This is a genomic window from Streptomyces sp. NPDC020362 (assembly GCF_040642095.1).
Lineage (GTDB): Bacteria > Actinomycetota > Actinomycetes > Streptomycetales > Streptomycetaceae > Streptomyces.
Map to the genome: position 1 here is coordinate 38,777 of NZ_JBFAET010000015.1, position 25,570 is coordinate 64,346.

Consider the following 25,570-nt stretch of genomic DNA (forward strand, 5'->3'; position numbering starts at 1 on the left):
TCTCACAGCTTCCCGCCCCGCCCGCTGTCACGCCGCGGCGGCGCGATCAGCGTCGAGAGGTACGGCAGCGGCTCCCCGTCCAGCTCTGCGGCCGGCCGCACCGACTCCTCCGGCAGCCCCAGCGCCGACCCCCACACGGCGTCCCCGATCCGCCCGGTCTCCCGCAGCGCCTCGGCGACCTCGGCGGCCTGCCGCCCGAACTTGTACGCCACGACGGTCCCCGGCCCGGCCAGCGCCTCCTTGAGCACGGCAGCCCCCGCCGTCACCGGCACCAGCGTCAGCGGCTCGGTGCCCTCGGTGAGCACGGCCCCCGACCGCGCGGCCAGGTCCTGCATGGCGGTGATCCCGGGCACGGTCTCCACCACGGTGCCCGGCACCAGCTCCGCGACGGTCTGCGCGAGATAGGTGAACGTCGAGTACACGTTCGGATCCCCGATGGTGGCGAAGGCGACGGAGCCGTGCGCGCGCAGCAGCCCCGCGACCCGCTCGCCCGCCGCGTCCCAGGCCGCCTCCCGGCGCGCCCGGTCGGTCCGCTCGTTCAGCGCGAACACCACCCGGACGACCTTCTCCGCGGGCACGTAGTGCAACACGGTCGCCTCGGCCCGCCCCCGCTCCCCGGTGTCCATCACGGGGACGACGACGACCTCGGCCGCGCGCAGCGCGTTGACCCCCTTGACGGTCACCAGCTCCGGGTCACCGGGACCGACCCCGACACCGACCAGCCTGCTGCTCATGACGTCCGGCACCTCTCCACGAACCGACGGGCCGCACCGGGCTCGGACGCCCAGTGCGTGTGCAGATAACTCGCGTGCACACCCTGCTGTACAAAACCTTCGACCCGCCGTACCGGGGTCCGCAGACCCCAGGCGGGAGCCGCACCGGCGCCGGGCTCGACGACCGTGCGATGGAACTCGTGCCCGCGCATCCGCGTGCCCGCGACCGCCAGCACACTGTCCCCGACGGCCACCGCGTCCCGGTAGCCCAGCGTGAGCCGTTCCGTCATCCGCGCGGTGGCGTCCAGGACCGCGCACATGGGCCGGCCGTCCAGCTCCCGGCAGAGGTAGAGCAGCCCGGCGCATTCGGCGGCCACGGGAGCACCGGAGAGGGCCAGCTCGGCGATCGCCTTGCGGAGCGGCTCGTTGGCGGACAGCTCACCGGCGTAGACCTCGGGGAATCCGCCCCCGATGACCAACCCTGCCGTCCCTTCGGGCAGTTGCTCGTCCCGCAGCGGATCGAAGGTGACCACTTCGGCACCGGCGGCGGTGAGCAGCTCGGTGTGCTCGGCGTAGGAGAAGGTGAAGGCGGCCCCACCGGCAACCGCAACGACAGGCCCCCGCCCCGCACCCGCCCGAGCCGGGTTGGCTTGCTTCTCGGCCGACCGAGTCGGGTGGGGGGTGGGCGAGGCGGGGGTCCAGGGGGCGGAGCCCCCTGGTACGGGACCGGCAGCACGGGCAAGTGCTTCCAGCGCGGCCAGGTCGCAACCACGCGACACCTGCGCAGCCATCGCAGCAACGGCCTCGACCGCAGCCGAACGCCGCTCGGCAACCGGCACCAACCCCAGATGCCGAGACGGCGTATCCACCTGAGGCACCCGCCGCAACACCCCGAGCACAGGCACCCCGGAGGCATCCAGCGCCTCCCGCAACAGCGACTCGTGCCGGTCCGACCCCACCTTGTTCAGGATCACGCCCCCGATCCGCACCTGCGGATCCCAGGAAGCAAACCCATGCACCAGCGCCGCCACCGACCGGGACTGCGACGACGCGTCCACGACCAGCACCACCGGCGCCCCGAGCAGTTTGGCGACATGGGCCGTGGACGCGAGTTCCCCCTCGCCCGCGGCCCCGTCGTACAGCCCCATCACACCCTCGACGACCGCGAGGTCACACCCCTGCGCCCCGTGCAGGAACAGCGGAGCGACCAGCTCCGGCCCGCACAGGTACGCGTCCAGGTTGCGCCCCACCCGCCCGGTCGCGAGCGTGTGATACCCGGGGTCGATGTAGTCCGGTCCGACCTTGTGCGGGGACACGACTAGCCCCCGCGCGGCGAACGCGGCCATCAGCCCCGTGGCGACGGTGGTCTTGCCGCTGCCGGACGACGGCGCGGCGATGACCAGCCGGGGGACGGAACTCACCACTCGATGCCCTTCTGGCCCTTCTGCCCCACGTCCATGGGGTGCTTGACCTTGGACATGTCGGTGACGAGGTCGGCGAAGTCCACCAGCTTCTCGGGCGCGTTCCGCCCGGTGATCACCACATGCTGCGTCCCCGGCCGGTTCCGCAGCACCTCCACGACCTCGTCCGTGTCCACCCACCCCCAGTGCATGGGGTACGCGAACTCGTCCAGCACGTACAGCCGGTACGTCTCGGCGGCCAGGTCCCGCTTGACCTGCTCCCAGCCCTCCCGGGCCTTCTCCTCGTTGGTCGCGTTGTCACCCTGGATGTCGCGCTGGACCCACGACCAGCCCTCGCCCATCTTGTGCCAGTCGACGGTCCCGCCCTCGCCACAGGCGCCGAGCACCCGCAGCGCGTTCTCCTCGCCGACCTTCCACTTCGCCGACTTGACGAACTGGAACACCCCGATCGGCCAGCCCTGGTTCCAGGCGCGCAGCGCCAGGCCGAAGGCGGCCGTCGACTTGCCCTTGCCGATCCCGGTGTGCACCACGACCAGCGGCCGGTTGCGCCGCTGCCGGGTCGTCAGCCCGTCGTCCGGCACCACACTCGGCTGTCCCTGCGGCATTACGCGGCCCTCCTCGAAGTCCCCTGCACGTCCCTGACCAGCCCGGCGATCGAGTCGGCCCGCAGCTCGTCCAGCGTGACGGCCGTGCCGCCCAGCTCACCCGCGAGCTGCCCGGCGAGCCCGAGCCGCACCGGCCCCGACTCGCAGTCCACGACCACCGAGGCGACACCCTCGGCCGCGAACAGCCGGGCCGCCCGGCCCGCCAGTGCGACCGGCTCGGGGCCGCCGGTGGCCCGCCCGTCGGTCACCACCACGACCAGCGCCCGCCGCGCCGGATCCCGCAGCCGCTCCACCCGCAGCACCTCGTGCGCCTTGAGCAGTCCGGCCGCGAGCGGGGTACGACCGCCCGTCGGAAGCGACTGGAGCCGGGCCGCCGCCGCGTCCACGGACGAGGTCGGCGGCAGCGCGACGTCCGCCGCGGCGCCCCGGAAGGTCACCAGACCCACCTTGTCCCGCCGCTGATAGGCGTCAAGGAGCAGGGACAGGACAGCACCTTTGACGGCGCTCATCCGCTGCCGCGCCGCCATCGACCCGGAGGCGTCGACCACGAACAGCACGAGGTTGCCCTCGCGCCCCTCCCGCGTCGCCTGCCGCAGATCGTCCCGGCGCAGCACCAGCCCCGGCCCGGACCGCCCGCGCGCCCGCTGGTGCGGGGCGGCGGCCTGCACGGTGGCCGCCAGGTGCAGCTTGGTCAGCGTGCCCCGGGGCCTGCGGGCCCCGGTGGTGCGCCCGTGTTCGGTCCGCGCCCGCGAGCGCCGCCCGGCGGCACCCTCACCGAGGCCCGGCACGCTCAGCACCTTCGTACGGAACGGTTCGGCCGCCCGTACGGCCTGCTGCTCCTCGGCGCCGGAGGCCTGCGGCTGACCGCCCTCACCGGTCTCGGGCCGAGCGGCGCCGCCGCCGTCGTCCTGCGGGCCGCTGTCGGGCGCCGGACGCCCGCCGCCGCCGGGCCCGTCGGGGTCCGGATCGTCGTCGCTCTCGCCGGAGAACTGCTCCAGCGTCTCGTCCAGCTTGTCCTCGTCAAGACCCGGCGCGTCGAAGGGGTTCCGCCGCCGCCGGTGCGGCAGCGCGAGCAGCGCGGCCTGCCGCACGTCCTCGGCGAGCACATCGGTCCGCCCGGCCCACGCGGCCAGCGCGGTCGCCGTACGTGCCATCACGATGTCGGCGCGCATGCCGTCGACCTCGAAGGCCGCGCAGGTGGCCGCGATCTGCCTGAGCGCCCCGTCGCCCAGCCGTACCTGTGGCAGCAACTGCCGCGCCGCCACGATCCGCTGCCGCACGGCGGCCTCCTCCTGCGCCCACCGCGCGGCGAACCCGGCCGGGTCGTCGTCGTAGGCCAGCCTGCGCCGTACGACCTCCACCCGCTGGTCGGGCTCGCGCGAGGCCGCGACCTCCACGGTCAGCCCGAACCGGTCGAGCAGCTGCGGCCGCAGCTCGCCCTCTTCCGGGTTCATCGTGCCGACGAGCAGGAACCGGGCCGCGTGCCGTACCGAGACACCCTCCCGCTCGACGTAGGAGGCGCCCATGGCCGCCGCGTCCAGCAGCAGGTCGACCAGGTGGTCGTGGAGGAGGTTGACCTCGTCCACGTAGAGGATCCCGCGGTGCGCGTCGGCCAGCAGGCCCGGCTCGAACGCCTTCACGCCCTCGGCGAGCGCCCGCTCGATGTCGAGCGCGCCGACCAGCCGGTCCTCGGAGGCGCCGACCGGCAGCTCGACCATCCGCGCGGGCCGCGACGCACCGGCCCCGGCCTCGTGCGGCCCGTCCGGACAGGACGCGTCCGGCGCCGCCGGGTCACAGGAGAAACGGCACCCGGGGACCACGGACACCTCCGGCAGCAGCGCGGAAAGGGCCCGCACCGCCGTCGACTTGGCAGTGCCCTTCTCGCCGCGCACCAGCACACCGCCGACCGCCGGCGACACGGCGTTCAGCAGCAGCGCGAGCCGCAGGTCGTCCTGGCCGACGACGGCCGTGAACGGAAACGGGGTACTCACTTCTCGTCGCCCTCCAAGTCGCCTTCCAGCTCCAGATAGGTGGCGCGCAGCCGCTCCAGCGTGTCCGCGTCCGGCTCGGCCCACAGCCCGCGGTCCGCCGCCTCGAGGAGCCGCTCGGTGATCCCGCGCAGGGCCCACGGGTTGGACTTCTTCATGAAGTCCCGGTTCTCCGGGTCGAAGACGTACTCCGCGCTGAGCTTCTCGTACATCCAGTCGTCGACCACGCCCGCCGTCGCGTCGTAGCCGAACAGGTAGTCCACGGTCGCCGCCATCTCGAAGGCGCCCTTGTAGCCGTGCCGGCGCATGGCCGCCATCCAGCGCGGGTTGACCACGCGGGCCCGGAAGACGCGGTGCGTCTCCTCGCCGAGCGTGCGCGTCCTCACCTGGTCGGGTACGGCGCTGTCGCCGACGTAGGCCTCGGGGTTGGCGCCGGTCAGGTGGCGGACCATGGCGACCATGCCGCCGTGGTACTGGAAGTAGTCGTCGGCGTCGACCAGGTCGTGCTCGCGGGTGTCGACGTTCTTCGCGGCGACCGCGATCCGCTTGAACGCGGTCTCCATGTCCCCGCGTGCCGCCCGCCCGTCGAGCCCGCGCCCGTACGCGTACCCGCCCCACACCGCGTACACCTCGGCGAGGTCGGCGTCGGAGCGCCAGTTGCGGGCGTCGATCAGCGGCAGCAGACCGGCGCCGTACGCCCCCGGCTTCGAGCCGAAGACACGGGCCGTCGCGCGCCGCCGGTCACCGTGCCCGGCGGTGTCCTCGTCGGCGTGCGCCTTCACGAAGTTCTGCCCGGCGGGCTCGTCCAGTTCGGCCACCGACCGCACCGCGTCGTCGATCAGCCCGACCACATGCGGGAACGCGTCCCGGAAGAAGCCGGAGATGCGGACCGTGACGTCGATGCGCGGCCGGCCCAGCTCGGCCAGGGGAATCACCTCGAAGCCCGTCACCCGGCGCGAGGCGTCGTCCCAGACCGGGCGGCAGCCCAGCAGCGCCAGGATCTCGGCGATGTCGTCGCCCTGGGTGCGCATCGCCGAGGTGCCCCAGACCGTGAGGCCGACCGACTTCGGGTACTCCCCGGTGTCCTGCAGATACCGCTGTACCAGGGAGTCGGCGAGCGACTGGCCGACCTCCCAGCTCAGCCGGGAGGGGATGGCCTTGGGGTCGACGGAGTAGAAGTTGCGACCGGTCGGCAGCACGTTGACAAGGCCGCGGGTCGGCGAACCGGACGGGCCCGCCGGGACGTAACCGCCGTCCAGCGCGCGCAGGATGTGCCCGATCTCGTCGGTCGTGCGGGCGAGACGCGGAACCACCTCGGTGCAGGCGAACTCCACCACGGCCACCGCGTCCGGGAGTCCGGTGCCCAGGACCTCGCGGACCAGCGGCGCGCTCTCGGCCACCGTCCAGCCGCGGGCCTCCATGCCCTCCGCGATCCGCCGGCACAGCTGCTCCAGCAGGTCGATCGCGTCGGCGGCCGTACGGGACGGCCCCTCGACCAGGTCCGTCAGCTCGACCGGCACCTTCACCGGCGCGCCCGGCTCGGCGAGCAACTCCTTCTCCACGAGCCCGAAGTGCTCGGCCAGCGAGGCCCGCAGCCCCGGCAGGGCGTTCGCCTGCCCGCCCCACACCTGGGAGGCGCGCAGCACGGCGAGGACCAGGTTCACCCGCGGCTCGCCGACCGGCCCGCCGCCCAGGATGTGCAGACCGTCCCGGATCTGCACGTCCTTGATCTCGCACAGATAGCCGTCGATGTGCATGACGAACTCGTCGAAGTCGTCGTCGCCCGGCTGCTCGTCCACGTGCAGGTCGTGGTGCAGCTCGGCCGCCTTGACCAGGGTCCAGATCTGCGCCCGCACCGCCGGTGCCTTCGACGGGTCCAGGTCGGAGACGAGCGCGTACTCGTCCAGCAGCTGCTCCAGCTTGGCCAGGTCGCCGTAGGTGTCGGCACGCGCCATCGGCGGCACGAGGTGGTCGACCACCGTGGCGTGCCCGCGCCGCTTGGCCTGGGTGCCCTCGCCGGGGTCGTTGACGATGAACGGGTAGATCAGCGGGAGATCGCCGAGGACGGCGTCCGGCGCGCAGCCCCGGGAGAGGCCGAGCCCCTTGCCCGGCAGCCACTCCATCGTGCCGTGCTTGCCCATGTGCACGATCGCGTCGGCCCCGAAGCCCCCCTCGGACGTCGCGGCCTCCAGCCAGCGGTAGGCCGCCATGTAGTGGTGCGAGGGCGGCATGTCCGGATCGTGGTAGATCGCGATCGGGTTCTCGCCGAAGCCGCGCGGCGGCTGGATCATCACGACGACGTTCCCGAACTGCAGGGAGGCCAGCACGATGTCGTCGCCGTCCACGTACAGGCTGCCCGGCGGTTCGCCCCACGCCTCGAGCATGGCGTCCCTGAGCTCCGGATCGAGCCTGTCGAACCAGGCCCGGTAGTCGGCCAGGGGCACGCGGGCGGGCGCCGCGGCCAGCTGCTCCTCGGTGAGCCACTCGACATCGTGCCCGCCGGCCCCGATGAGCCGGTGGATCAACTCGTCGCCGTTGTCCGGGTAGTCGGTGAGGGCGTACCCGGCCTCCTTCAGGGCGTCCAGGACACGCACCGCGGACGCGGGCGTGTCGAGGCCGACCGCGTTGCCGACCCGCGAGTGCTTGGTCGGGTACGCGGTGAAGACGAGCGCGAGCTTCTTGTCGGCGTTCGCCTTGTGCCCGAGCCGCGCGTGCCGTACGGCGATTCCGGCCACGCGCCCGGCCCGCTCGGGGTCGGCGACGTACACCGGGACCTCGTCCGGGCCCTGCTCCTTGAAGGAGAACGGCACCGTGATCAGGCGCCCGTCGAACTCCGGGATGGCGACCTGCATCGCCGCGTCCATGGGGGACAGGGCGGCGTCCGACTCGTCCCAGGCGGCCTGCGAGGAGGTGAGGCAGAGCCCCTGCAGCACAGGGACGTCCAGATCGGCGAGGGCCCCGATGTCCCAGGCCTCCTCGTCGCCGCCCGCCGAGGCCTGCGAGGCGTGCGTGCCGCCGGCGGCGAGGACGGTGGCGACCAGGGCGTCGGTCCGGCCGAGGATCTCGTACAGCCCGGCGTCCGCACCGCGCAGGGAACCGCAGTACACGGGCAGGGCGTTGGCGCCGTGCGCCTCGATCGCGTCGCACAGCGTGTCGACGAAGGCGGTGTTTCCGCTCAGCTCGTGGGCCCGGTAGAAGAGCACGCCGACGGTGGGGCGGCCCTCGACGAGGGCACGCTCGCCGTGCACCCCGTACTCCGGCATCTTCTGCGGCTCCTCGAACCCCTCACCGGTGAGCAGCACGGTGTCGGACAGGAACCGGGCCAGCTCGGTCAGGTTCGCGGGCCCGCCCTCGACCAGGTACTTCAGCGCCTCCGCCACGACACCCGCCGGAACGGACGACTCGGCCATCAGCTCGGCGTCCGGCACGGCCTCGCCGCCCAGCAGCACGGTCGGGATCCCGGACGCCCGCAACGCGGCGAGTCCGTCCTCCCAGGCGCGCTTGCCGCCCAGCAGCCGTACCACGGCGAGGTCCGCGCCCTCGACAAGGCCGGGCAGCTCGGCGGCCACGTCCACCCGGGTCGGGTTGCCGATCCGGTACGCGGCGCCGGAGGCGCGGGCCGCCAGCAGATCGGTGTCGGCGGTCGACAACAACAACACTGTGCTCATGCGGGCGCTCCCGGTGGAATGAAAGGCAGTCCTTGCGGCGCGCCCGACTCGATGAGCCGCCAGAGCGCGTCCGTGTCCGCGTGCTGTTCGATCAGGTCGCCGAGCCGGTCGAGCTGCTCCTCGCGCAGCGCGGCGAACGAGGTGTCGGGGGCCGGTACGAAGCGGCGGCCCGCGGCGGCCGCCACCTCCCCGAGGAAGGCCCGCCTGAAGCCGTCCGACTCCAGCGAGCCGTGCCAGTGGGTGCCCCAGGCCTGGCCGACCCGGCAGCCGTCCAGGCTGCGGCCTGCGTCGTCGCAGAAGAACGGGTCGCCGCCCGTCACCTCGGCGACCCCGTGGTGGATCTCGTACCCCTCGACGTGCTCGCCGAGGGCCTTGCCGGTGGGCCGCGTCAGGGTCTTCTCGCGGGCGAACCGCACCCGCACGGGCAGCACACCGAGCCCGGGGACCGCGCCGGCCCGCGACTCGACGTCGTCCTCGATGTGCTCGCCGAGGATCTGGAAGCCGCCGCAGATGCCGAGGACCGGGCGGCCTTCGCGGGCCCGCCCAACGAGCGCGTCCGCGAGCCCGCGCTCGCGCAGCCACTGCAGCGCCCGTACGGTCCCGCGCGTCCCCGGGATCACCACGAGGTCGGCGTCCGCCAGTTCCTCCGGCCGGTCCACGAACCGGACCACGACGCCCGGTTCGGCGGCCAGCGCGTCCACGTCCGTGAAGTTCGACATGAGCGGGATGGCGCAGACGGCGACCCGCAGGACGTCCTCGCCGACCGGGGGAGCCACGGACGACTCCCGGACCGTGCCCCGCAGGGACACCCGCAGTCCGTCCTCCTCGTCGATGCCGAGCCCGTGCCGGAAGGGCAGGACCCCGTACGTGCGCCGCCCGGTGAGCCCGTGCAGCATGTCCAGGCCCGGCTCCAGCAGGGAGACGTCCCCCCGGAACTTGTTCACCAGGAACCCGGCGACCAGCTCCTGGTCCTCGGGCGAGAGCAGGGCGACCGTGCCGAAGAAGGAGGCGAAGACACCGCCCCGGTCGATGTCGCCGACGACGAGCACGGGCAGCCGCGCGCCCCGCGCGATCCCCATGTTCACGATGTCGGTCCGCCGCAGATTGATCTCCGCGGGCGAACCCGCCCCCTCACAGATCACCGCGTCATATGTGCCCCGCAACTCGGCCAGACAGTCCAGGACCGTGCCCAGCAACTGCTGCTGGCGCCCTCCGTGGTAGCCGCGTGCGCTCATCTCGCCCACCGGCCGGCCCAGCAGCACCACCTGGCTGCTGCGCTCACCACCGGGCTTGAGCAGCACGGGGTTCATCAGCGCGGTCGGCTCGATCCGGCAGGCCTGGGCCTGCATGGCCTGCGCCCGCCCGATCTCCGCGCCCTGACGCGTCACGAACGAGTTGAGGGACATGTTCTGCGCCTTGAAGGGCGCGACCTTGACGCCCCGGCGCACCAGCCACCGGCAGATCCCGGCCGTCACGACGCTCTTGCCGGCGTCGGAGGTGGTGCCGGCGACGAGGAGACCACCGCTCACTTCGCACGTCCCTTCACGAGTCGGCGCGCGGCGACGGAGACGCCGAGCGCGAGCAGGCCGATGCGGCGGGAGAGCCGTACGGCCCGGTCGATGTCGGTGATTTGGACGGACCGCCCGGTGTTCCCGTTGAGGACGGGCCGGTGTTCGACGCGCCCGCCGTAGGACAGCGTCCCGCCCAGCCGCACACCGAGCGCACCCGCGAACGAGGCTTCGACGGGCCCGGCGTTGGGGCTCGGATGCCTGCGCGCGTCGGCCCGCCAGGCGCGCAGGGCGCCGCGGGGATCGGGCCCGGCCGCGGCGGCGAGTACGGCGGTCAGCCGCGCCCCCGGCCAGCCGGCGACGTCGTCGAGGCGGGCGGAGGCCCAGCCGTAGCGCCGGAAGCGGGCCGACTTGTGACCCACCATCGCATCCAGGGTGTTGACGGCCCGGAACCCGAGCAGCCCCGGCACCCCGCCCACCGCACCCCACACCAGCGCGCCCACGACGGCGTCGGAGGTGTTCTCGGCGACGGACTCCACGACGGCCCGGGCGATCCCGTCGGCGTCGAGGGCCTGCGGATCCCGGCCGCACAGATGCGGCAGCCGCGCCCGCGCCGCCTCGACGTCCCCGGCCTCCAGGGCACGCCCGATGGTCCGGGCCTCCCGGGCCAGCGAAGTGCCCCCGACGACCGCCCAGGTGGCGGCACCGGCCAGTGCGGCCGAGGCGACGGGGGAGCGGCGTACGGCCCGTTCGGCGACGACGCCGAGGGCGACGGCGCCGCCGGCGCACACAGCGGTGTGCAGCGCGCCCCAGCCACGGTGGTCGTGCCACAGCACCCGCTCCACGGCCGCGGCCGTACGCCCGAACACGGCGACCGGATGCCCGCGGCGCGGATCGCCGAGGAGCAGATCACCGAGAAGGCCGGCTGCGGCGCCGTACGCGTATGAGCGATCGGCACCCATCGGCTCAGCCGGCCGTGGGCTCAGGGGCGGGCCTGGTACTGGTCCTGGATCGGCGGCCGAGCATGACGATATGTGTCCTCACTCAGGGTGTCCGCGCCCTGGTTCGACGAGACCGGCGGTGAGAGTTCCTGGCTCCCGGGGTGTTCTTCCCCGGTGACAGTGGCGGGACCGCGCCGGATTCGCACCGGCTTCCTCTTCTGCCGCCGTACATGGCCCGGGCAGTCCACCACGCACCCGGAAGGGCCGTCAACTTGCCTTTGACCAGCAACGGTGGACTGTGCTGAGGCCCACATCGCCGACACGCCGGGCGGCGCCGGACGACCGGCTTGCGGTGAATTCCCCGTCGCCCGGGCGGCATTCGGGGCGCCTCCTTGTGCTCACGGACCGTGAGGATCTGCAATAGCGCGTACGTGTCATACGGGATGGAACGGACGCGGGAGGAGACGCACGGTGGCGTACGTGGGCGAGATGCTGCTGGACGACGGTCAGGTCGTCCTGCTGGAGGTGGCGGGCGAAGGGCCCGCCGGAGTGCAGCGGGTCTCGCGGGGCGGCGGGGCGGAGGAGACCCTCCAGCAGGCGCTCGCCCGGGTACGGCCGGCGCTGGGCGCGCTGGTGCACGAGGCCCGCGGGCTGACGAGACCGCCGGAGAAGGTCACGGTCGAGTTCGGCATCACCGTGAGCGCGGAGGCGGGGGTGGTCGTGGCCCAGGGGTCCGCGGAGGCGCACTTCACGGTGACCATGCACTGGTCGGGCCAGGACGGGTCCGACATCCCGGGCCAGCGTGGCGGTGAAGGACGCCCCTGACGAACGGGCGACCGCCCTGCCCGGGCACCCGTGAGGGGCCCCGGCAGGGCGGTATCGGACCTTTCGAGGGCCGGGCGTCGACCTTCGGGAGTCAGGCCCTGGCCTTCGGGTGTCAGGCCTTGGCCACGATCAGATAGATCCCGTACGCCACCGCAGCCGCACAGGCCGCGAAGCACACGTACGCACCCGTCACGGCCAGTGCCGCGGATCCGCCCTGCGCGGCGGCCTTCTCGCGCCGCGACAGGCCGTTGACACCGAGGGTGAACAGGGTCACCAGGCCCACCGCGAACACGAGGCTGACGCCGAAGACGGAGCCGAGGGCCGCCCAGTCGATCTTCATGGGGATGCTTCCTTCAGTTACCGGGTGCTCGGGGTCAGACGGTGGCGGCCGGAGGCGTCGCCGGGGCCGGGTCGGTGGCGGCCGGAGCCGGGATGGTGGCCGTCAGGTCCTCGGTGACGACGCCCGCGGGGGGCGGGGTCACCGCGGCGATGGCGGTGGTCACCACGCCGGCCGGATCGGCGTCGTCGGCGACGACGTTGGTGTGGTCGACGACCTCGCGGCGGGACAGCTTCCAGATCCCGGCGCTGGTGCCGACGAGGAAGACGGCGACGACCGCGGTGCCCCAGTCGCCCAGGTCTGTCAGGGACTCGGCGCCCGCGCCGACCAGCGCGGCGGCCGGGAGGGTGAGCACCCAGGCGACGGCCATGCGGGTCGCGGTGGACCAGCGGACCACACCGCCCTTGCGGCCGACGCCCGCACCCATCACCGAGCCGGAGACGACATGGGTGGTGGAGAGGGAGAAGCCCAGGTGGGAGGAGGCCAGGATGGCCGTGGCCGCGCTGGTCTGGGCGGCGAAGCCCTGTCGCGGCTCCAGGTCGGTGAGCCCCGTGCCCATGGTGCGGATGATGCGCCAGCCGCCGATGTAGGTGCCGAGCGCGATGGCGAGGCCGGCCGAGAGGATCACCCAGGTGGGAGGGTTGGAGCCGGGGGCGATCGCACCGCCCGCGATCAGCGCGAGCGTGATGATGCCCATCGTCTTCTGGGCGTCGTTGGTGCCGTGGGCGAGCGAGACCAGGCCGGCGGAGGCGATCTGTCCGGCGCGGTAGCCCTTGCGGGTGGCCTCGCCCTCGGCGCCTCGGCCGATGCCGTAGGAGAACCGGGTGGCGAGCAGCGCCGCGAGACCGGCCACGACCGGGGCGGCGACCGCCGGCAGCAGAACCTTGGTGACCAGGACGTCACCGTGGACCGCACCGAAGCCCGCGGAGGCGACGGTGGCGCCGATCAGGCCGCCCATCAGGGCGTGCGAGGAACTGGAGGGCAGGCCCACGAGCCAGGTCACCAGGTTCCAGAGGATCGCGCCGACGAGGGCGGCGAAGATGACCTCGGGACGGATGCCGTTCTCATCGACGAGACCCTTGGAGATCGTGTTGGCGACCTCCACGGAGAGGAAAGCGCCCACAAGGTTGAGGGCGGCGGACATGGCCACCGCGACCTTGGGCTTGAGTGCACCGGTCGAGATGGTCGTGGCCATCGCGTTGGCGGTGTCGTGGAAACCGTTCGTGAAATCAAACGCGAGTGCGGTCACGACCACAATCGCGAGGATCAGCGAGAAGCTTTCCATTTACCCAGGCAATCATTCGAGGTCATTGGTTGTTGGACCGTAGGCAACCTGGGTGAACGGAAGGTGAACTGGAGCAGGCGTCGGGGTATCGACAGGGAGAGTCCGGGGTTCTGTCCGGAATCGAAGCCTCAGACGCCCCTTGGCCACCGGCCTCGCGAGTAGGCCCGCAGCCGGTCCGGGGGCCCGTGAAAGAGATTCCGGTCACCTGGCCGGCCGCCCCCGGCGGCGTACTGCCACGAGGTCCGGGAGGACCGGCCGCCGGGCGGCGGCCCAGGGGCCGGCGCGCGGTGACGGGCGATCCACGGGAGACGGTCCGAGGGCAACGCGCGACCCCGGTGCAGGCCTCCGCCGCCGGGCGGTGGTGTGGACGGGCGAACCCTGCGCCGTGCGAGCGGGTGCCAGGCCGGTCGACGTGGCCCTGGTGGACGGAGTGATCCCGTTTCATCGGTTCTGCGGTGACGCTCGGCTGCTCGGCTGCTCGGCTGCTCGGCTGCTCGGCGGTGCGGCTTCCGGTCCGATCTGTGCGACCACACCGCTCGGTGCCCCTGCGGCTGGCAGGATCCCCGCATGGCCGGACAACTGCGGGACCCGAACGAGGAAGAGGCGCGTGTCTGGGAGGGGGTGGTCGCAACGGCCCGCCGGACCGTGACGGACGGGCTGGTCGTCGGCACCTCCGGCAATGTGTCGGCGCGCGTCGGGGACCTCGTGCTGGTCACCCCGTCGGGCGTGCCCTACGACCGGCTGACCCCGGACGACATCACCGGCGTCGACCTCGACGGGCGGCAGGTGCTCGGCGCGCTCGTGCCGACCAGTGAACTGCCCATGCACCTCTCCGTCTACCGCACCACCGACGCCCGTGCCGTCGTCCACACCCACGCGGTGCACGCCACGGCCGTCTCCACCCTCGTGACCGAGCTGCCCCCGGTCCACTACATGGCCGCGGCCCTGGGCGGCCCCGTGCGGGTCGCCCGGTACGCGGCGTACGGCACGGACGAACTGGCCGAGAACATGCTCCGCGCCCTGGCCGGCCGCTCCGGCTGCCTCCTGCAGAACCACGGCATGATCACCTACGGCACCACCCTCGACCAGGCCTACGACCGCACCGCCCAGCTGGAGTGGATGTGCCACCTGTGGCTGACGGCTTCGGCGCTACCGGGACGGGCGCCCTCCCTGCTGACGGAGGAACAGATGGCGGAGGCGGGGGCGCGCTTGAAGGGGTACGGTCAACAGCGGTGACCCCCGCGCCGCGGGTCCCCTCGTTCCGCCCCGTCGGCCGGCGCCTTCCTGCTTCCGCCGGTGCCTGATCACCCGTTCGGCTGGCCCGTACCGGCAACCCCCACGACACTGGATGCGTGCGCACCGTCAAAGCGACCGCCGCCGCACTCACCGCCGTCCTGGCCGCCGGTGCGGCATCCGTGGCCGCCGGCCGCCTGGCCAGCGACGCCGCGCTGAAGGCGCCGGCGGGGCGTCCCCTGCCCACCGAACCCCGGCTCACCGTGCACGGCACCGCCGCAGGCCGTATCGCGCTCACCCGCGACCTGGCCTCCCTGCGCCCCGGCACCTACGGTCTGGCCGGCGACGGCTCCCACGCGGTCGTCGGCCCCGTCCTGGAGGCTGCCGAGCACACCGCCGACGCCGTCGTACGCCGTCTCGTACGCGTCACGCACGGCACCCTCGCCCCCGGCGACGCCGTATGGCTCACCCCGAACCTCTACGTCGGCAATCCGGGCGCCGCCCTCGGCCTCGACCACTCCGACATCGACGTGCCCGGCGAACTCGGGGCCCTGCCCGCCTGGTTCGTGCCCGGCTACCGGGACACCTGGGTGATCGCGGTGCACGGCCTCGGCACCACCCGCGAGCACGCCATGAACGTGATGGAGTTCCTGCACCGCCGCCGCCTGCCGGTCCTCGCGCTCGCCTACCGCGGCGACCTCGGCGCCCCGCGCCCGCCGGACGGGCTGGGCCACCTCGGCGAGACCGAGTGGCGCGACGTGGACGCGGCGATCCGCTACGCCGTCCGCTACGGCGCCCGCCGGGTCGTCCTCCTCGGCTGGTCCACCGGCGCCACCATGGCCCTGCGCGCCGCCGAGCACTCCGCCGTGCGCGAGCGCGTCGCCGGACTGATCCTCGACTCGCCGGTGCTCAGCTGGCAGGCCACCCTGCGCGCCCTCGCCCAGGCCCGCCACACCCCCGAGCCGCTGCTGCCGCTCGCGGTGCGGGCCGCGCAGGGCCGGGCCGGGCTGCACCCCGACGGGCTCGCGGAGCTCACCGACCCCGACCGGCTCGCCGTGCCCACCCTGATCGTCCACGGCCCGGACGACTCGGTGGCCCCGTGGGAGTACTCCCGCCGCCTGGCCGCCCGCCGCCCCGACCGCGTCGCCCTGCACACCGTGGCCAGGGCCCCGCACGGGGCGATGTGGAACGCGGACCCCGAGGAGTACGAGGAGCGCCTGCGCCGGTTCCTGACCCCGCTGATGTGAGCGCGCCCCCGACCTCACCGGCACAAGGTGGAAGCCCCGGTTCCAGCCATTCCGTTTAAGTGTGTACGACTGGCTTGAACATGTCTCTTCGCCCGGCGTCGGAACCCGTGCGTTGGCCAGCCCCGTCGCCCCCCGTGACATTCCGTTTGGGTTTTCGGACCGTCAACCGGAAGACTGCACCCGTGACGTCCCGTATCCCGCGCGACTCCAGGCTTCGACTCGTCCGACCGCGACCCCTGGCCGCCGCCCCCCGAGCTGTGAACCAGCGGCGCCCACGCCGCCCCGCCCCCCGGCCGCCGGAGGGCACCCCGGCCCCGGGTGAACTGGCCAGAATGGCGCGCACCGGCCTGGCCGGCGCGGTCCGCGTCGCCCGCTGGGCCGACGCAGCCCTCGGCCCCGGCCGCAACGGCGCCACCACCGACGGCAAGGCCACCCTCTCCGACGTGACCACGGAGCGCGCCGCCGCCGACCTCGGCCTGAGTGCCGCGCAGGTCCGCGCCGACTGGGACACCGCGCGCCTCGCGGGACTGATCGAGGTGCACGGGGACAGTGCGCGCCCCGGCTGGCGACTGCGTGCCTGGGACCGCGACGACAGCGCCGTACTGCGCGGTTGGGTCGCCCTCTTCGACGCCTGGTCGCTCGCCTACCGGGAACCGGCCGACCAGGAGCCGGCCGCCGTCGCCGAGGTCGTCTCGGCGATGCCCCAGGTCCTCTCCTTCCTCCAGCTGTCCGCCGGTCCCGTCCCGGTGGAGCAGCTGCTCGACCTGCTCCAGCAGCGGGTCATCGAACTGCGCACCGAGCGCTGCGAGGTCTCCTACGAGCCCGGCCCCGCCGGGTCTGCGGCGCCTGCCGGGACTCCGGGCCCGGCGCGCGGCACACCTGCCGGGATTCTGGGCCCGGTGCAGGGCACCCCTGCCGGGGACGCCCCCCTCGCCCCTCTCCTTCCCCTCCTCGACTGGGCCCTCAAGGCCCTCGCCTCCGTCGGCGCCCTGACCTACGGCGACGGCCACGGCACGCTCACCCCGCTGGGCAGCTGGGCGGTCTGGGTCAAGCTGGAGCAGATCTGCGTGGCCGCGCAGAGCCCCGCCGGCAACATCGAGCAGTCCGCCGAGGACATGCTCCGCGGCTGCGCCCAGCTGCGCCCCAACGCGGCCCGCGCCGAGTACCGCGCCTGGCTCGCCGCCCGCCCTGTCGGCAGTGCCGTCACCGAGCTGCTCGGCGCCGCCCGCGGTGAGGACGCCCTGCTGCGCGGTCTCGCCTTCGAGGTGCTGCGCGTCGTCGGTGCCCCCGCCGAGCCCGATGTGCACGCGGTGGTGGACGAGCCGGCCCTGCGCCCGTACGCCCTGCTGTGGCTCGCCGAGCACGACGGCGTCGACCCGGAGGACGCCCACGAGGTCCTCACCCGCGAGGAGGCCACCTGGCTGTGGGTCGACACCGCCGCCGCCGTCTCCGACCACGGCGAGACAGAGATGCTGGTACGGCATCTGGAGGCCGCCGTGCAGCCCACCGTCCCGGCGCTGCTGGACGAGGTCCGTGCCGTCGGGCACCCGCGCACCGTGCAGGTCCTGGTCGCGCTCGCCGCAGCCCACCCCGACCCCGCCCTGGCCAAGGCCGTGCGCCGGGCCGCCTTCCAGGTGCACACCGGGGGATAGCCCGCGGCCGGCGGGAGCGGACCGCTCAGGCGCCGATCTCGGGGGCGTACGTCCCGAAGCTCCAGATGTTGCCCTCGGTGTCCCGGGCCATGTAGTCCCGCGAGCCGTAGTCCTGGTCCGTCGGGGGCATCAGGATCTCCACACCGTGCTCGACGGCCCGCTGGTGGTGGGCGTCGATGTCGTCCACGACGACGTACACCCCCGCGGGCCCCGCGTCCTTCATCGCCGCGTCGAACCGGCCGCCGCGGCCCTTGGAACCGATCATCACCGCGCCGTTGCCCTGGACCAGCTCGGCGTGCATCACCGTGCCGTCCGCCCCTTCGTACACCGACAGCTCGGTGAAGCCGAGCGCCTCCGTGAGCTGCTTGATCGCCGCCTTCGCGTCCGCGTACAACAGCGACGGGTAGATGCTCGGCCGTCCGCCCGTGCCTGCCATGCCGATCACTCCTTCGTGCGTCGGTCCTGCCGTGGCTCCGAGTCTTGCAGGCACCACTGACAACGCCTCAGCGGAATGTGTTGCAGCGGGCCGGGTCCCCGGTCCGGTACCCCTGCTGGAACCACTGCTGCCGCTGCAGCGCCGAGCCGTGCGTCCATGTCTCCGGGGTGACCCGCCCCTGGAACCGCTCCTGGATCCGGTCGTCGCCCACGGCCGCCGCCGCGTCCAGACCGTCGCGGATGTCGGCCGTGTCCAGGCTGGTGATCAGCGGCCGCCCCGTCGACTCGTCCGGCGTCGTCGTCGCGTGCCGCGCCCAGACCCCGGCGTAGCAGTCCGCCTGCAGCTCGGTCCGCACGGAGTTGCTGTTCGCGCCGGCCGGCCCCTCCTGGGAGCGGCCCAGCACGCCCAGCAGGTCCTGCACATGGTGCCCGTACTCGTGCGCCACGACATAGGCCTGCGCGAAGCTCCCGCCGCCCGCCCCGAATTTCGCCCGCAGCTCGTCGAAGAAGCCGAGGTCCAGGTACACCTTCCGGTCCCCGGGACAGTAGAAGGGCCCCACCGCCGAGGTGGCCGTCCCGCACGCCGTGGCGACCCGGCCGCCGAAGAGGACCGTCGGCGCGGTGGTGTAGGTCCGCCCGCGGCGGCGGAACTCCTGCGCCCAGTAGTCCTGCACGCTGTTGACCACGGCCACGATCCGGCAGTCGTCCCGTGTGTTCGCGTCCCGTCCGGTCCGGCAGGTCCGCTGGACCTGCGCCAGCGAGGAGGAGGCGGGCGCGGGCGAGGTGTCGCCCGACGACAGCCCCAGCTGGTCCGGGCCGATCCCGAAGAAGAGCGCCAGCAGCAGCGCGATCAGTCCGGCGATGCCGCCCCCGACGGTCGCCCTCCCGCCCGGGATCCGGCTCCCTCGCACGTCCTGGACCTCGGAGGTGTCCAGGTTCGCGTCGTCGTCGAACTGCACGCGCCACCGCCCATCGTCCGCGCGATCGCGCCGACCGGCCGAACCCTGGCGCCATCCATACCCGGCCACCCGCCCCGGCCGACGGGCGATCACCCGAACGGAGTAGATGCGCGGAACCGCGGAGCCGTGCCGTCCGACCCGGACGTGCCGTACGTCACGCCGCCGTCGCGCTCGTCGCCCGGCGCAAGGGGTCCGGACCGTGGACGCAGAAAAACCGCTTGCGAAGCCCCGTTAGACTTATCTGCATGGCCATTCTCCTCGCGCATTAGACGGCGGGAAAGTCCTCAGCCGCCCGTCCCGTCAATCCACCCCCACTCCCGGCTCGGCCCGAGCGGGGGACCCCCACCGCCCTGGAGTCTGTCCGTGATCTCCGCCTCCGGTATCGAGCTGCGCGCCGGTGCGCGCGTCCTCATCGAGAACGCCACCTTCCGTGTCGCCAAGGGCGACCGCATCGGCCTGGTCGGCCGCAACGGCGCCGGCAAGACCACCCTCACCAAATGCCTGGCCGGCGAGGGCATCCCGGCCGGGGGCCAGATCGCCCGCTCCGGCGAGGTCGGCTACCTCCCGCAGGACCCCCGCACCGGCGACCTGGACGTCCTCGCCCGCGACCGCATCCTGTCCGCGCGCGGCCTGGACGTCCTGATCCGCAAGATGCGTGACAACGAACAGCGCATCGCCAACGGCACGGGCGCCACCCGTGAGAAGGCCCTCAAGCAGTACGAGCGCCAGGAGACCGAGTTCCTCACCAAGGGCGGGTACGCCGCCGAGGCCGAGGCCGCCACCATCGCGGCCGCGCTCAACCTGCCCGACCGGGTGCTCGGCCAGCCCCTGCACACGCTCTCCGGCGGTCAGCGCCGCCGTATCGAGCTGGCCCGCATCCTGTTCTCGGACGCCGACACCCTGCTGCTCGACGAGCCGACCAACCACCTCGACGCGGACTCGATCGTCTGGCTGCGCGACTACCTGAAGACCTACCGCGGCGGCTTCATCGTGATCTCCCACGACGTCGACCTGGTCGAGACGGTCGTCAACAAGGTGTTCTACCTGGACGCCAACCGCGCCCAGATCGACATCTACAACATGGGCTGGAAGCTCTACCAGCAGCAGCGCGAGGCCGACGAGAAGCGCCGCAAGCGGGAGCGCGCCAACGCCGAGAAGAAGGCCGCCGCGCTGAACGCGCAGGCCGACAAGATGCGCGCCAAGGCCACCAAGACGGTCGCCGCGCAGAACATGGCCCGCCGCGCCGAGAAGCTGCTCTCCGGCCTCGAAGCGGTCCGGATGTCCGACAAGGTCGCCAAGCTCCGGTTCCCGGAGCCCTCGCCCTGCGGCAAGACCCCGCTGATGGCCGAGAGCCTGTCGAAGTCGTACGGCTCGCTGGAGATCTTCACCGACGTCGACCTGGCCATCGACAAGGGGTCGAGGGTCGTCATCCTCGGCCTCAACGGCGCCGGCAAGACCACCCTGCTGCGTCTGCTCGGCGGGGTGGAGCAGCCCGACACCGGCGAGGTCGTCCCCGGCCACGGCCTCAAGCTCGGCTACTACGCCCAGGAGCACGAGACCCTGGACGCCGACCGCACGGTCCTGGAGAACATGCGCTCGGCCGCCCCGGACATGGACCTGGTCGAGGTCCGCAAGGTGCTGGGCTCGTTCCTGTTCTCCGGCGACGACGTCGACAAGCCCGCCGGCGTCCTCTCCGGCGGTGAGAAGACCCGGCTCGCCCTCGCCACCCTGGTCGTGTCCTCGGCGAACGTGCTGCTCCTGGACGAGCCCACCAACAACCTCGACCCCGCCAGCCGCGAGGAGATCCTCGGCGCGCTGCGCACCTACAAGGGCGCGGTGGTCCTCGTCACCCATGACGAGGGTGCCGTGGAGGCGCTCCAGCCCGAGCGGATCATCCTGCTGCCGGACGGCGTCGAGGACCTGTGGGGCGCCGACTACGCGGATCTCGTCGCCCTCGCTTGATCGAAAGCCTGATCCACTGCGTATGGATCATTCGGCCGATCCGTGATCCATCATCTGTGTGAGATCTCCTCGTATCGAGGTGTGTCGTACATCGATTTCGCGGCCGATCCCCAGGTCTCCTGAGGGTCGGCCGCTTCGCGTCTCTGACCTGGCACTTCGCGAATCCGACTGTCCGCCGCGGCGCGCACGCCGCCGTGGAATCGACCATTCCGAATGTGGGGATGTGCTCCTGTCGTCACAACGATGTCTCACGGACCTTGCCGAATGGGTGGCCATCACGCCCCGGAGGGGTGATCATGAGGAGACCAGAGCGCACTTCCCATGAGGAGGCACGGGTGGCCGAGACTCTGAAGAAGGGCAGCCGGGTGACCGGCGCCGCGCGCGACAAGCTCGCGGCAGACCTGAAGAAGAAGTACGACTCCGGTGCGAGCATCCGGGCGCTGGCCGAGGAGACCGGCCGCTCGTATGGCTTCGTGCACCGGATGCTCAGCGAGTCGGGCGTCACGCTCCGTGGGCGTGGCGGAGCGACCCGGGGCAAGAAGGCCGCATCGTCCTGACTCCGGGCGGCCCATCGCCTTCGATGGTGACCACCCGGTCGGCCGACTGATCGACCGGGTGGTTACTGTGCAGTCACTTAGCATGCCGGTACGGCAATGCATGATGACCGCACTCATCGGAGGCGCCCCATGGCTTCGCCCGACCAGGACCTCGCTCCTGTACTCGACAAGGACGGCGTACGGCTCACCGTCGACGACGCGCTCGCCACGGTGACGCTGACCAACCCGGCCAAGCGCAATGTGCAGAGCCCCGCCCTGTGGCGGGCGCTCACCGAGGCCGGCCGGCTGCTGCCGGGCTCCGTCCGTGTCGTGGTGCTGCGCGGCGAGGGCAAGTCCTTCTCCGCCGGGCTGGACCGGCAGATGTTCACCCCGGAGGGGATCCCGGGCGAGCCGACCTTCACCGATCTGGCGCGCCGTGACGACGCCGGGCTCGACGCGTCCATCGCCGAATTCCAGGAGGCGTTCACCTGGTGGCGGCGCAACGACATTGTGTCCGTCGCCGCCGTGCAGGGGCATGCCATCGGAGCCGGGTTCCAGCTCGCGCTCGCCTGCGACCTGCGGGTCGTCGCCGACGACGTGCAGTTCGCCATGCGCGAGACCAGCCTCGGCATCGTCCCCGACCTGACCGGCACGCATCCGCTGGTCGGACTGGTCGGGTATGCACGCGCGCTCGAAATCTGTGTCACCGGGCGCTTTGTGCAGGCCGAGGAGTCGGTCGCGTCCGGGCTGGCCAACCTCGCGGTGCCCGCCGGGGAACTCGACGGTGCCGTGCGGGACTTGGCCGCGGCGCTGCTGGCTGCGCCGCGGGATGCGGTGGTGGAGACGAAGGCGTTGCTGCGGGGGGCCGCCGACCGTACCTACGACGAGCAGCGTGCGGCGGAGCGGGCTGCTCAGGCCCGGCGGTTGCGGGACCTGGCCGGCGTCGGCGAATGAGCCATGAGGTGGACGGGCGCCCGCTGCCGGTCGTTGTGCCCACCCTCCTCCCGGCTTCGCCGGAGCCGGGGACGCCCATCGCCCCGCGGAACGACTGCCCACGGCGGAGCGGAGACGGCTGATCACCGCAGTGGGCTAGCCCACCGCCGTGATCAGCACCGCCACCGTCGGGTGGTCGTCCAGCGCGTCCCGTGCAGCCGTTCTCACCCGGCGGGCCACCTCCACCGCCCGGTGGTCCGTGTCCACCGCCACCTCCACCCGGACGTGGCGGTGAGGCAGTGCCGTTGCGTCCGGACGTTCCTCGATGTGGACCGCACGGGCCAGACCGCCCAGTGAGCCGGTCAGGCGGGTCACCCCGGGGACGGAGAGCGCGGCGGCGGCCACGCGGGACTCCTCCGGATCCGTGGCCGCCCGGGCCGCCGGCGGCTGCGCCGCGGGCGCCTGCGCGGTCGGCCCGTCCGGCTCCAGCAGGTCCGTCACCCGCAGATCGACCTCCGCGACCGCCAGGCCCAGTTGTTCCGCCGCGGCCGTCGCCAGCGTCTGCCGCAGCCGGGCCGCCGTCGTCGGCAGCGGCTCGGCCGCCGTGGCGGCGAAGTCCGCCGTCACCCGCAGCGGGCCCGGCGGCAGCGCGCTCGGCGGCGCCGGTACGACCGGCTCGTGGACGTCCTGCGGATCGGCGAGCGTGATCCGCAGCGTGCCCAGCCGCGCATCCGGCACGTCCGCCGCCGCGCGGCCCAGCACCGCTCCGGCCGCCTGCTCCGTGATCCACGCCCCGTCGCGGGGGCTGCCGAGCGGCAGCAGCCTGCCCATCCCCAGCTGATGCCGTACTGCCTGTGCCCACCGGTCCGTCATTCCTCCAGCCTGCCGCACACCCGGCGCGCAACCGAGCAACCTTGCTTACGGTGGTCGAAGGAAGACGACCGAAAGGGACGTACGGTGATGACCGAGACAACGACGACCCCAGACGGTGACAACGAACCCCAGGCGCCGACCCGCAGGACCACCCGGCGCGGCGGCGGGGACCCGGCGGCCCGGGGCCGGACGACCATCGCCGACGGGGTCGTGGAGAAGATCGCCGGGCTCGCAGCCCGGGACGTCCTCGGCGTGCACGCCATGGGCAGCGGGCTCTCGCGCACCTTCGGAGCCGTGCGCGACCGGGTGCCGGGCGGCTCGAAATCCGTGACCCGGGGGGTGAAGGCCGAGGTCGGCGAGGTCCAGACGGCGCTCGACCTGGAGATCGTCGTGGACTACGGCGTGTCCATCGCCGACGTCGCCCGCGCGGTACGGGAGAACGTGATCGCCTCCGTGGAACGCATGACGGGGCTGGAGGTCGTCGAGGTCAACATCGCGGTGAGCGACGTCAAGCTGCCCGACGAAGAGGACGAGGAGCCGGAGCCCCGGATCCAGTGAGGCGCCGTGGCGCACAACGCCTGCCCGACGAGCTGAGGAGCGCTGCATGAGCATGGCCGTGGTCGGCATGATCGCCGGAATGGCGCTGGGTTTCGCCGGGTACTTCGGCGGGTTCGGAGCCTTCCTGCTGGTGGCGGCGCTGGGAGCCGTCGGGTTCGTCGTCGGCCGCTTCGCGGACGGCGACCTGGAACTCGGTGACTTCTTCCGCACCCGCGACGACCGGCGCGACCGGCGGCGGTGACCCGCGGTGAGCGCGGAGACCGGCACGGCACGCCTGCCCCTGGACCTGGTGCCACCGGGCGACCGGGGCGCGACCCGGATCGCCGACCGGGTGGTCGCGAAGATCGCCGCCCAGGCCGCACGCGAGGCTCTCGCGCCGCTGCCCGTGGGCACCGCGGCCCCGCACGCCACGGTCGTCGTCCACCAGGAGACGGCCCGCGTCCGCCTCCACCTCGAACTCGGCTACCCCTGTGACGTCGGCGGCCGCTGCGCCGCCGTGCGTCGCCATGTCGTGGAGCGGGTAGGCGCGTTGGTGGGCATGGAGGTGCCGGAGGTCGCCGTCCAGGTCGAGCGGCTGCACCTGACACCGGCACCCGGGCCGCCCCACGGGAGGATGCCATGAGTGAGCCCCGGCCACCCGAGAGCACCACCCGGCGCCTGCCGGTCCTCGAGAAGTCCCCCGACGCCCCACCGCCCCTGCTCCCCGAGGGCAGCGGCCGCTTCTGGTCCGCGCGCCGCGTCCCGGCGGGCATCGTCGCCCTGCTCCTGCTGGCCGCCGCGGGCATCCTTCTCTACGACATCGTCGCGGTCCGCGCCCACCGTCCCGCGATGCACTGGCGCCGCGCCCTGGCCCGGCAGCTCGCCGAGCGGCCCCTGGACGACACCTGGGTGCTGGTCGGAGCGGGCATCGCCGCGGCCGTCGGCCTGTGGCTGATCGTGCTCGCCGTCACGCCCGGCCTGCGGGAGGTGCTGCCCATGCGGCGCCCGCGCCCCGACGTCCGTGCCGGACTCCGGCGCGAGGCGGCCGCGCTGGTGCTGCGCGACCGGGCGATGGACGTCTCCGGCGTACGGGCGGTACGGGTGCGGATGCGCCGGAAGAAGGCCGACGTCCGTGCCCTGGCGCACTTCCGTGACCTGGACGACGTGCACGCGGACCTGGCCGCGGTGCTCGACGACGCGGTCCGGGGGCTGGGGCTGGCCCGCCCGCCCGCGCTGTCGGTGCACGTCCGGCGGCCCGGACGGAAGGGGTGAGGCGGATGCGCAGGGGTGCCGTCAACCGTGTCCTGCTCGCACTCGTGGGCCTGCTGCTGCTCGTCCTGGGCGGCTCGGTGCTGGCCGTGGGCCTGGGCGCACCGCCGCCGCACCGGTGGATCCACTCCGGCCCGCACGACGTTCTGCTCAGTCGCGCCGAGCGCACCCGCTGGCGGGACACCGGCTGGTGGTGGCCGGTGGTCATCGCGGCCCTGGCCGTCCTCGTCCTGCTCGCGCTGTGGTGGCTCACCGCCGTCCTGCGCCGGCGCCGCCTGAGCGAGGTCCTGGTCGACACCGGCGACGGCGAGGGCGCCCTGCTGCGGGGCAGGACCCTGGAGTCCGCCCTGGCCGCGGACGCCGCCCGGCAGGAGGGCGTGGCGCACACCGAGATCCTCCTGGCGGGCCGCCGCCGCACGTCACCCGAGGCCCGGGTCCGGCTCCAGCTGGAGCCCCATGTCGACCCCGGCCCCTCACTGAGCGACTTCACTGCCGGGGCACTGGCCCACGCACGGGAATCGGCGGGCCTGGCATCCCTTCCGGCGGAGGTGCGACTGAGGGCGGTCAAACACCGTGCGGAGAGGGTGAGTTGACGGCCGACGGCGAGGACGCCGGCTCAACGGGCGCGGGGAACCGCACGGCC

24 protein-coding genes and 1 riboswitch are annotated in these 25,570 nt (G+C 73.2%); of the genes, 12 read left to right on the forward strand and 12 right to left on the reverse strand.

Annotation, left to right across the window (positions count from 1 at the left end; translation table 11 throughout):
• Nucleotides 1-2 precede the first annotated feature (2 nt).
• The 7 genes from cobI to AB0H32_RS09335 are packed head-to-tail and all read right to left on the reverse strand — an operon-like array spanning nt 3 to nt 10,865.
• Nucleotides 3-734 (reverse strand): precorrin-2 C(20)-methyltransferase, encoded by a 732-nt coding sequence (gene cobI, locus AB0H32_RS09305; protein WP_361116701.1) that lies wholly within the window; start codon nt 732-734, stop codon nt 3-5.
• Complete coding sequence (locus AB0H32_RS09310; RefSeq protein WP_361116704.1) at nt 731-2,137, reverse strand: cobyrinate a,c-diamide synthase; 1,407 nt, start codon at nt 2,135-2,137, stop codon at nt 731-733. Before AB0H32_RS09310 ends, cobI begins: the two co-directional genes overlap by 4 nt.
• Nucleotides 2,131-2,739, reverse strand: coding sequence for a cob(I)yrinic acid a,c-diamide adenosyltransferase (gene cobO / locus AB0H32_RS09315; protein WP_361116707.1), 609 nt, complete (start codon nt 2,737-2,739; stop codon nt 2,131-2,133). Before cobO ends, AB0H32_RS09310 begins: the two co-directional genes overlap by 7 nt.
• Entirely contained in the window at nt 2,739-4,730 is a 1,992-nt protein-coding gene (locus tag AB0H32_RS09320) for a putative cobaltochelatase (protein ID WP_361116710.1), read from the reverse strand. The genes cobO and AB0H32_RS09320 overlap by 1 nt, the downstream gene beginning before the upstream one ends.
• Complete coding sequence (gene cobN / locus AB0H32_RS09325; RefSeq protein ID WP_361116713.1) at nt 4,727-8,395, reverse strand: cobaltochelatase subunit CobN; 3,669 nt, start codon at nt 8,393-8,395, stop codon at nt 4,727-4,729. Before cobN ends, AB0H32_RS09320 begins: the two co-directional genes overlap by 4 nt.
• A complete protein-coding gene (locus AB0H32_RS09330; RefSeq protein WP_361116716.1) occupies nt 8,392-9,924 on the reverse strand; it encodes a cobyric acid synthase in 1,533 nt (510 codons plus the stop codon). The genes cobN and AB0H32_RS09330 overlap by 4 nt, the downstream gene beginning before the upstream one ends.
• On the reverse strand, nt 9,921-10,865 hold the full coding sequence (locus AB0H32_RS09335; protein WP_361116719.1) for a cobalamin biosynthesis protein: 945 nt from the start codon (nt 10,863-10,865) through the stop codon (nt 9,921-9,923). The genes AB0H32_RS09330 and AB0H32_RS09335 overlap by 4 nt, the downstream gene beginning before the upstream one ends.
• Before the next feature lie 101 nt (nt 10,866-10,966).
• Nucleotides 10,967-11,109, reverse strand: a riboswitch (cobalamin riboswitch).
• Between the two features lie 206 nt (nt 11,110-11,315).
• Here AB0H32_RS09335 and AB0H32_RS09340 point away from each other — a divergent pair.
• Nucleotides 11,316-11,669, forward strand: coding sequence for a CU044_2847 family protein (locus tag AB0H32_RS09340; protein WP_361116722.1), 354 nt, complete (start codon nt 11,316-11,318; stop codon nt 11,667-11,669).
• A 112-nt stretch (nt 11,670-11,781) separates the two neighbouring features.
• Here the strand turns inward: AB0H32_RS09340 and AB0H32_RS09345 are convergent, their stop codons facing one another.
• Both AB0H32_RS09345 and AB0H32_RS09350 read right to left on the reverse strand, forming a co-directional pair.
• Nucleotides 11,782-12,009, reverse strand: coding sequence for a hypothetical protein (locus AB0H32_RS09345; protein ID WP_361116725.1), 228 nt, complete (start codon nt 12,007-12,009; stop codon nt 11,782-11,784).
• Nucleotides 12,010-12,043: 34 nt separating this feature from the next.
• Entirely contained in the window at nt 12,044-13,291 is a 1,248-nt protein-coding gene (locus AB0H32_RS09350) for an inorganic phosphate transporter (protein WP_361116728.1), read from the reverse strand.
• A gap of 567 nt (nt 13,292-13,858) precedes the next feature.
• Here AB0H32_RS09350 and AB0H32_RS09355 point away from each other — a divergent pair.
• The 3 genes from AB0H32_RS09355 to AB0H32_RS09365 all read left to right on the forward strand — a co-directional run bounded on the left by AB0H32_RS09355 (nt 13,859) and on the right by AB0H32_RS09365 (nt 17,423).
• Nucleotides 13,859-14,527, forward strand: a complete 669-nt coding sequence (locus AB0H32_RS09355; RefSeq protein ID WP_361116731.1) for a class II aldolase/adducin family protein — start codon at nt 13,859-13,861, stop codon at nt 14,525-14,527.
• A 116-nt stretch (nt 14,528-14,643) separates the two neighbouring features.
• Nucleotides 14,644-15,771 carry an alpha/beta fold hydrolase gene (locus AB0H32_RS09360; protein ID WP_361116734.1) on the forward strand — a complete coding sequence of 376 codons (1,128 nt, stop codon included), beginning with the start codon at nt 14,644-14,646 and terminating at the stop codon, nt 15,769-15,771.
• 332 nt (nt 15,772-16,103) lie between these two features.
• Nucleotides 16,104-17,423, forward strand: a complete 1,320-nt coding sequence (locus AB0H32_RS09365) for a hypothetical protein (RefSeq protein WP_361116737.1) — start codon at nt 16,104-16,106, stop codon at nt 17,421-17,423.
• A gap of 25 nt (nt 17,424-17,448) precedes the next feature.
• Here AB0H32_RS09365 and AB0H32_RS09370 read toward each other — a convergent pair whose 3' ends face one another.
• Nucleotides 17,449-17,859 carry a VOC family protein gene (locus AB0H32_RS09370; RefSeq protein WP_361116740.1) on the reverse strand — a complete coding sequence of 137 codons (411 nt, stop codon included), beginning with the start codon at nt 17,857-17,859 and terminating at the stop codon, nt 17,449-17,451.
• Between the two features lie 67 nt (nt 17,860-17,926).
• Complete coding sequence (locus tag AB0H32_RS09375) at nt 17,927-18,817, reverse strand: neutral zinc metallopeptidase (protein WP_361116743.1); 891 nt, start codon at nt 18,815-18,817, stop codon at nt 17,927-17,929.
• Between the two features lie 363 nt (nt 18,818-19,180).
• Here AB0H32_RS09375 and AB0H32_RS09380 point away from each other — a divergent pair, with 363 nt between their 5' ends.
• From AB0H32_RS09380 to AB0H32_RS09390, 3 genes are all read left to right on the forward strand, one after another.
• Nucleotides 19,181-20,779: an ABC-F family ATP-binding cassette domain-containing protein gene (locus AB0H32_RS09380; protein ID WP_361116746.1), complete on the forward strand. Its 1,599-nt coding sequence runs from the start codon at nt 19,181-19,183 to the stop codon at nt 20,777-20,779.
• A 335-nt stretch (nt 20,780-21,114) separates the two neighbouring features.
• Nucleotides 21,115-21,336 carry a helix-turn-helix domain-containing protein gene (locus tag AB0H32_RS09385; protein WP_004002281.1) on the forward strand — a complete coding sequence of 74 codons (222 nt, stop codon included), beginning with the start codon at nt 21,115-21,117 and terminating at the stop codon, nt 21,334-21,336.
• Between the two features lie 129 nt (nt 21,337-21,465).
• Nucleotides 21,466-22,269, forward strand: a complete 804-nt coding sequence (locus AB0H32_RS09390; RefSeq protein ID WP_361116750.1) for an enoyl-CoA hydratase/isomerase family protein — start codon at nt 21,466-21,468, stop codon at nt 22,267-22,269.
• 135 nt (nt 22,270-22,404) lie between these two features.
• Here the strand turns inward: AB0H32_RS09390 and AB0H32_RS09395 are convergent, their stop codons facing one another.
• The gene (locus AB0H32_RS09395; RefSeq protein ID WP_361116753.1) at nt 22,405-23,121 is read right to left on the reverse strand and encodes a nucleopolyhedrovirus P10 family protein; all 717 of its coding nucleotides are present in this window, start codon (nt 23,119-23,121) and stop codon (nt 22,405-22,407) included.
• Nucleotides 23,122-23,208: 87 nt separating this feature from the next.
• Between AB0H32_RS09395 and AB0H32_RS09400 the strand changes: the two genes are divergently transcribed.
• Genes AB0H32_RS09400 through amaP form a run of 5 tightly spaced genes read left to right on the forward strand, consistent with a single transcriptional unit; the run spans nt 23,209 to nt 25,520 of the window.
• Entirely contained in the window at nt 23,209-23,679 is a 471-nt protein-coding gene (locus AB0H32_RS09400) for an Asp23/Gls24 family envelope stress response protein (RefSeq protein ID WP_361116756.1), read from the forward strand.
• 46 nt (nt 23,680-23,725) lie between these two features.
• Nucleotides 23,726-23,920: a hypothetical protein gene (locus tag AB0H32_RS09405; protein WP_361116759.1), complete on the forward strand. Its 195-nt coding sequence runs from the start codon at nt 23,726-23,728 to the stop codon at nt 23,918-23,920.
• Nucleotides 23,921-23,926: 6 nt separating this feature from the next.
• A complete protein-coding gene (locus tag AB0H32_RS09410) occupies nt 23,927-24,301 on the forward strand; it encodes a hypothetical protein (protein ID WP_361116762.1) in 375 nt (124 codons plus the stop codon).
• Nucleotides 24,298-24,930 carry a DUF6286 domain-containing protein gene (locus AB0H32_RS09415; RefSeq protein WP_361116766.1) on the forward strand — a complete coding sequence of 211 codons (633 nt, stop codon included), beginning with the start codon at nt 24,298-24,300 and terminating at the stop codon, nt 24,928-24,930. Before AB0H32_RS09410 ends, AB0H32_RS09415 begins: the two co-directional genes overlap by 4 nt.
• A gap of 5 nt (nt 24,931-24,935) precedes the next feature.
• Complete coding sequence (gene amaP / locus AB0H32_RS09420; protein ID WP_361116769.1) at nt 24,936-25,520, forward strand: alkaline shock response membrane anchor protein AmaP; 585 nt, start codon at nt 24,936-24,938, stop codon at nt 25,518-25,520.
• Nucleotides 25,521-25,570 lie beyond the last annotated feature (50 nt).

Coding starts and splice junctions, on each gene's coding strand:
- AB0H32_RS09415 (WP_361116766.1), top strand. CDS start 24,298: ATGAGTGAGCCCCGGCCACCCGAGAGCACCACCCGGCGCCTGCCGGTC.
- AB0H32_RS09350 (WP_361116728.1), bottom strand. CDS start 13,291: ATGGAAAGCTTCTCGCTGATCCTCGCGATTGTGGTCGTGACCGCACTC.
- AB0H32_RS09345 (WP_361116725.1), bottom strand. CDS start 12,009: ATGAAGATCGACTGGGCGGCCCTCGGCTCCGTCTTCGGCGTCAGCCTC.
- AB0H32_RS09365 (WP_361116737.1), top strand. CDS start 16,104: ATGGCGCGCACCGGCCTGGCCGGCGCGGTCCGCGTCGCCCGCTGGGCC.
- cobO (WP_361116707.1), bottom strand. CDS start 2,739: ATGCCGCAGGGACAGCCGAGTGTGGTGCCGGACGACGGGCTGACGACC.
- AB0H32_RS09390 (WP_361116750.1), top strand. CDS start 21,466: ATGGCTTCGCCCGACCAGGACCTCGCTCCTGTACTCGACAAGGACGGC.
- cobI (WP_361116701.1), bottom strand. CDS start 734: ATGAGCAGCAGGCTGGTCGGTGTCGGGGTCGGTCCCGGTGACCCGGAG.
- AB0H32_RS09370 (WP_361116740.1), bottom strand. CDS start 17,859: ATGGCAGGCACGGGCGGACGGCCGAGCATCTACCCGTCGCTGTTGTAC.
- AB0H32_RS09395 (WP_361116753.1), bottom strand. CDS start 23,121: ATGACGGACCGGTGGGCACAGGCAGTACGGCATCAGCTGGGGATGGGC.
- AB0H32_RS09335 (WP_361116719.1), bottom strand. CDS start 10,865: ATGGGTGCCGATCGCTCATACGCGTACGGCGCCGCAGCCGGCCTTCTC.
- AB0H32_RS09400 (WP_361116756.1), top strand. CDS start 23,209: ATGACCGAGACAACGACGACCCCAGACGGTGACAACGAACCCCAGGCG.
- AB0H32_RS09355 (WP_361116731.1), top strand. CDS start 13,859: ATGGCCGGACAACTGCGGGACCCGAACGAGGAAGAGGCGCGTGTCTGG.
- cobN (WP_361116713.1), bottom strand. CDS start 8,395: ATGAGCACAGTGTTGTTGTTGTCGACCGCCGACACCGATCTGCTGGCG.
- AB0H32_RS09405 (WP_361116759.1), top strand. CDS start 23,726: ATGAGCATGGCCGTGGTCGGCATGATCGCCGGAATGGCGCTGGGTTTC.
- amaP (WP_361116769.1), top strand. CDS start 24,936: ATGCGCAGGGGTGCCGTCAACCGTGTCCTGCTCGCACTCGTGGGCCTG.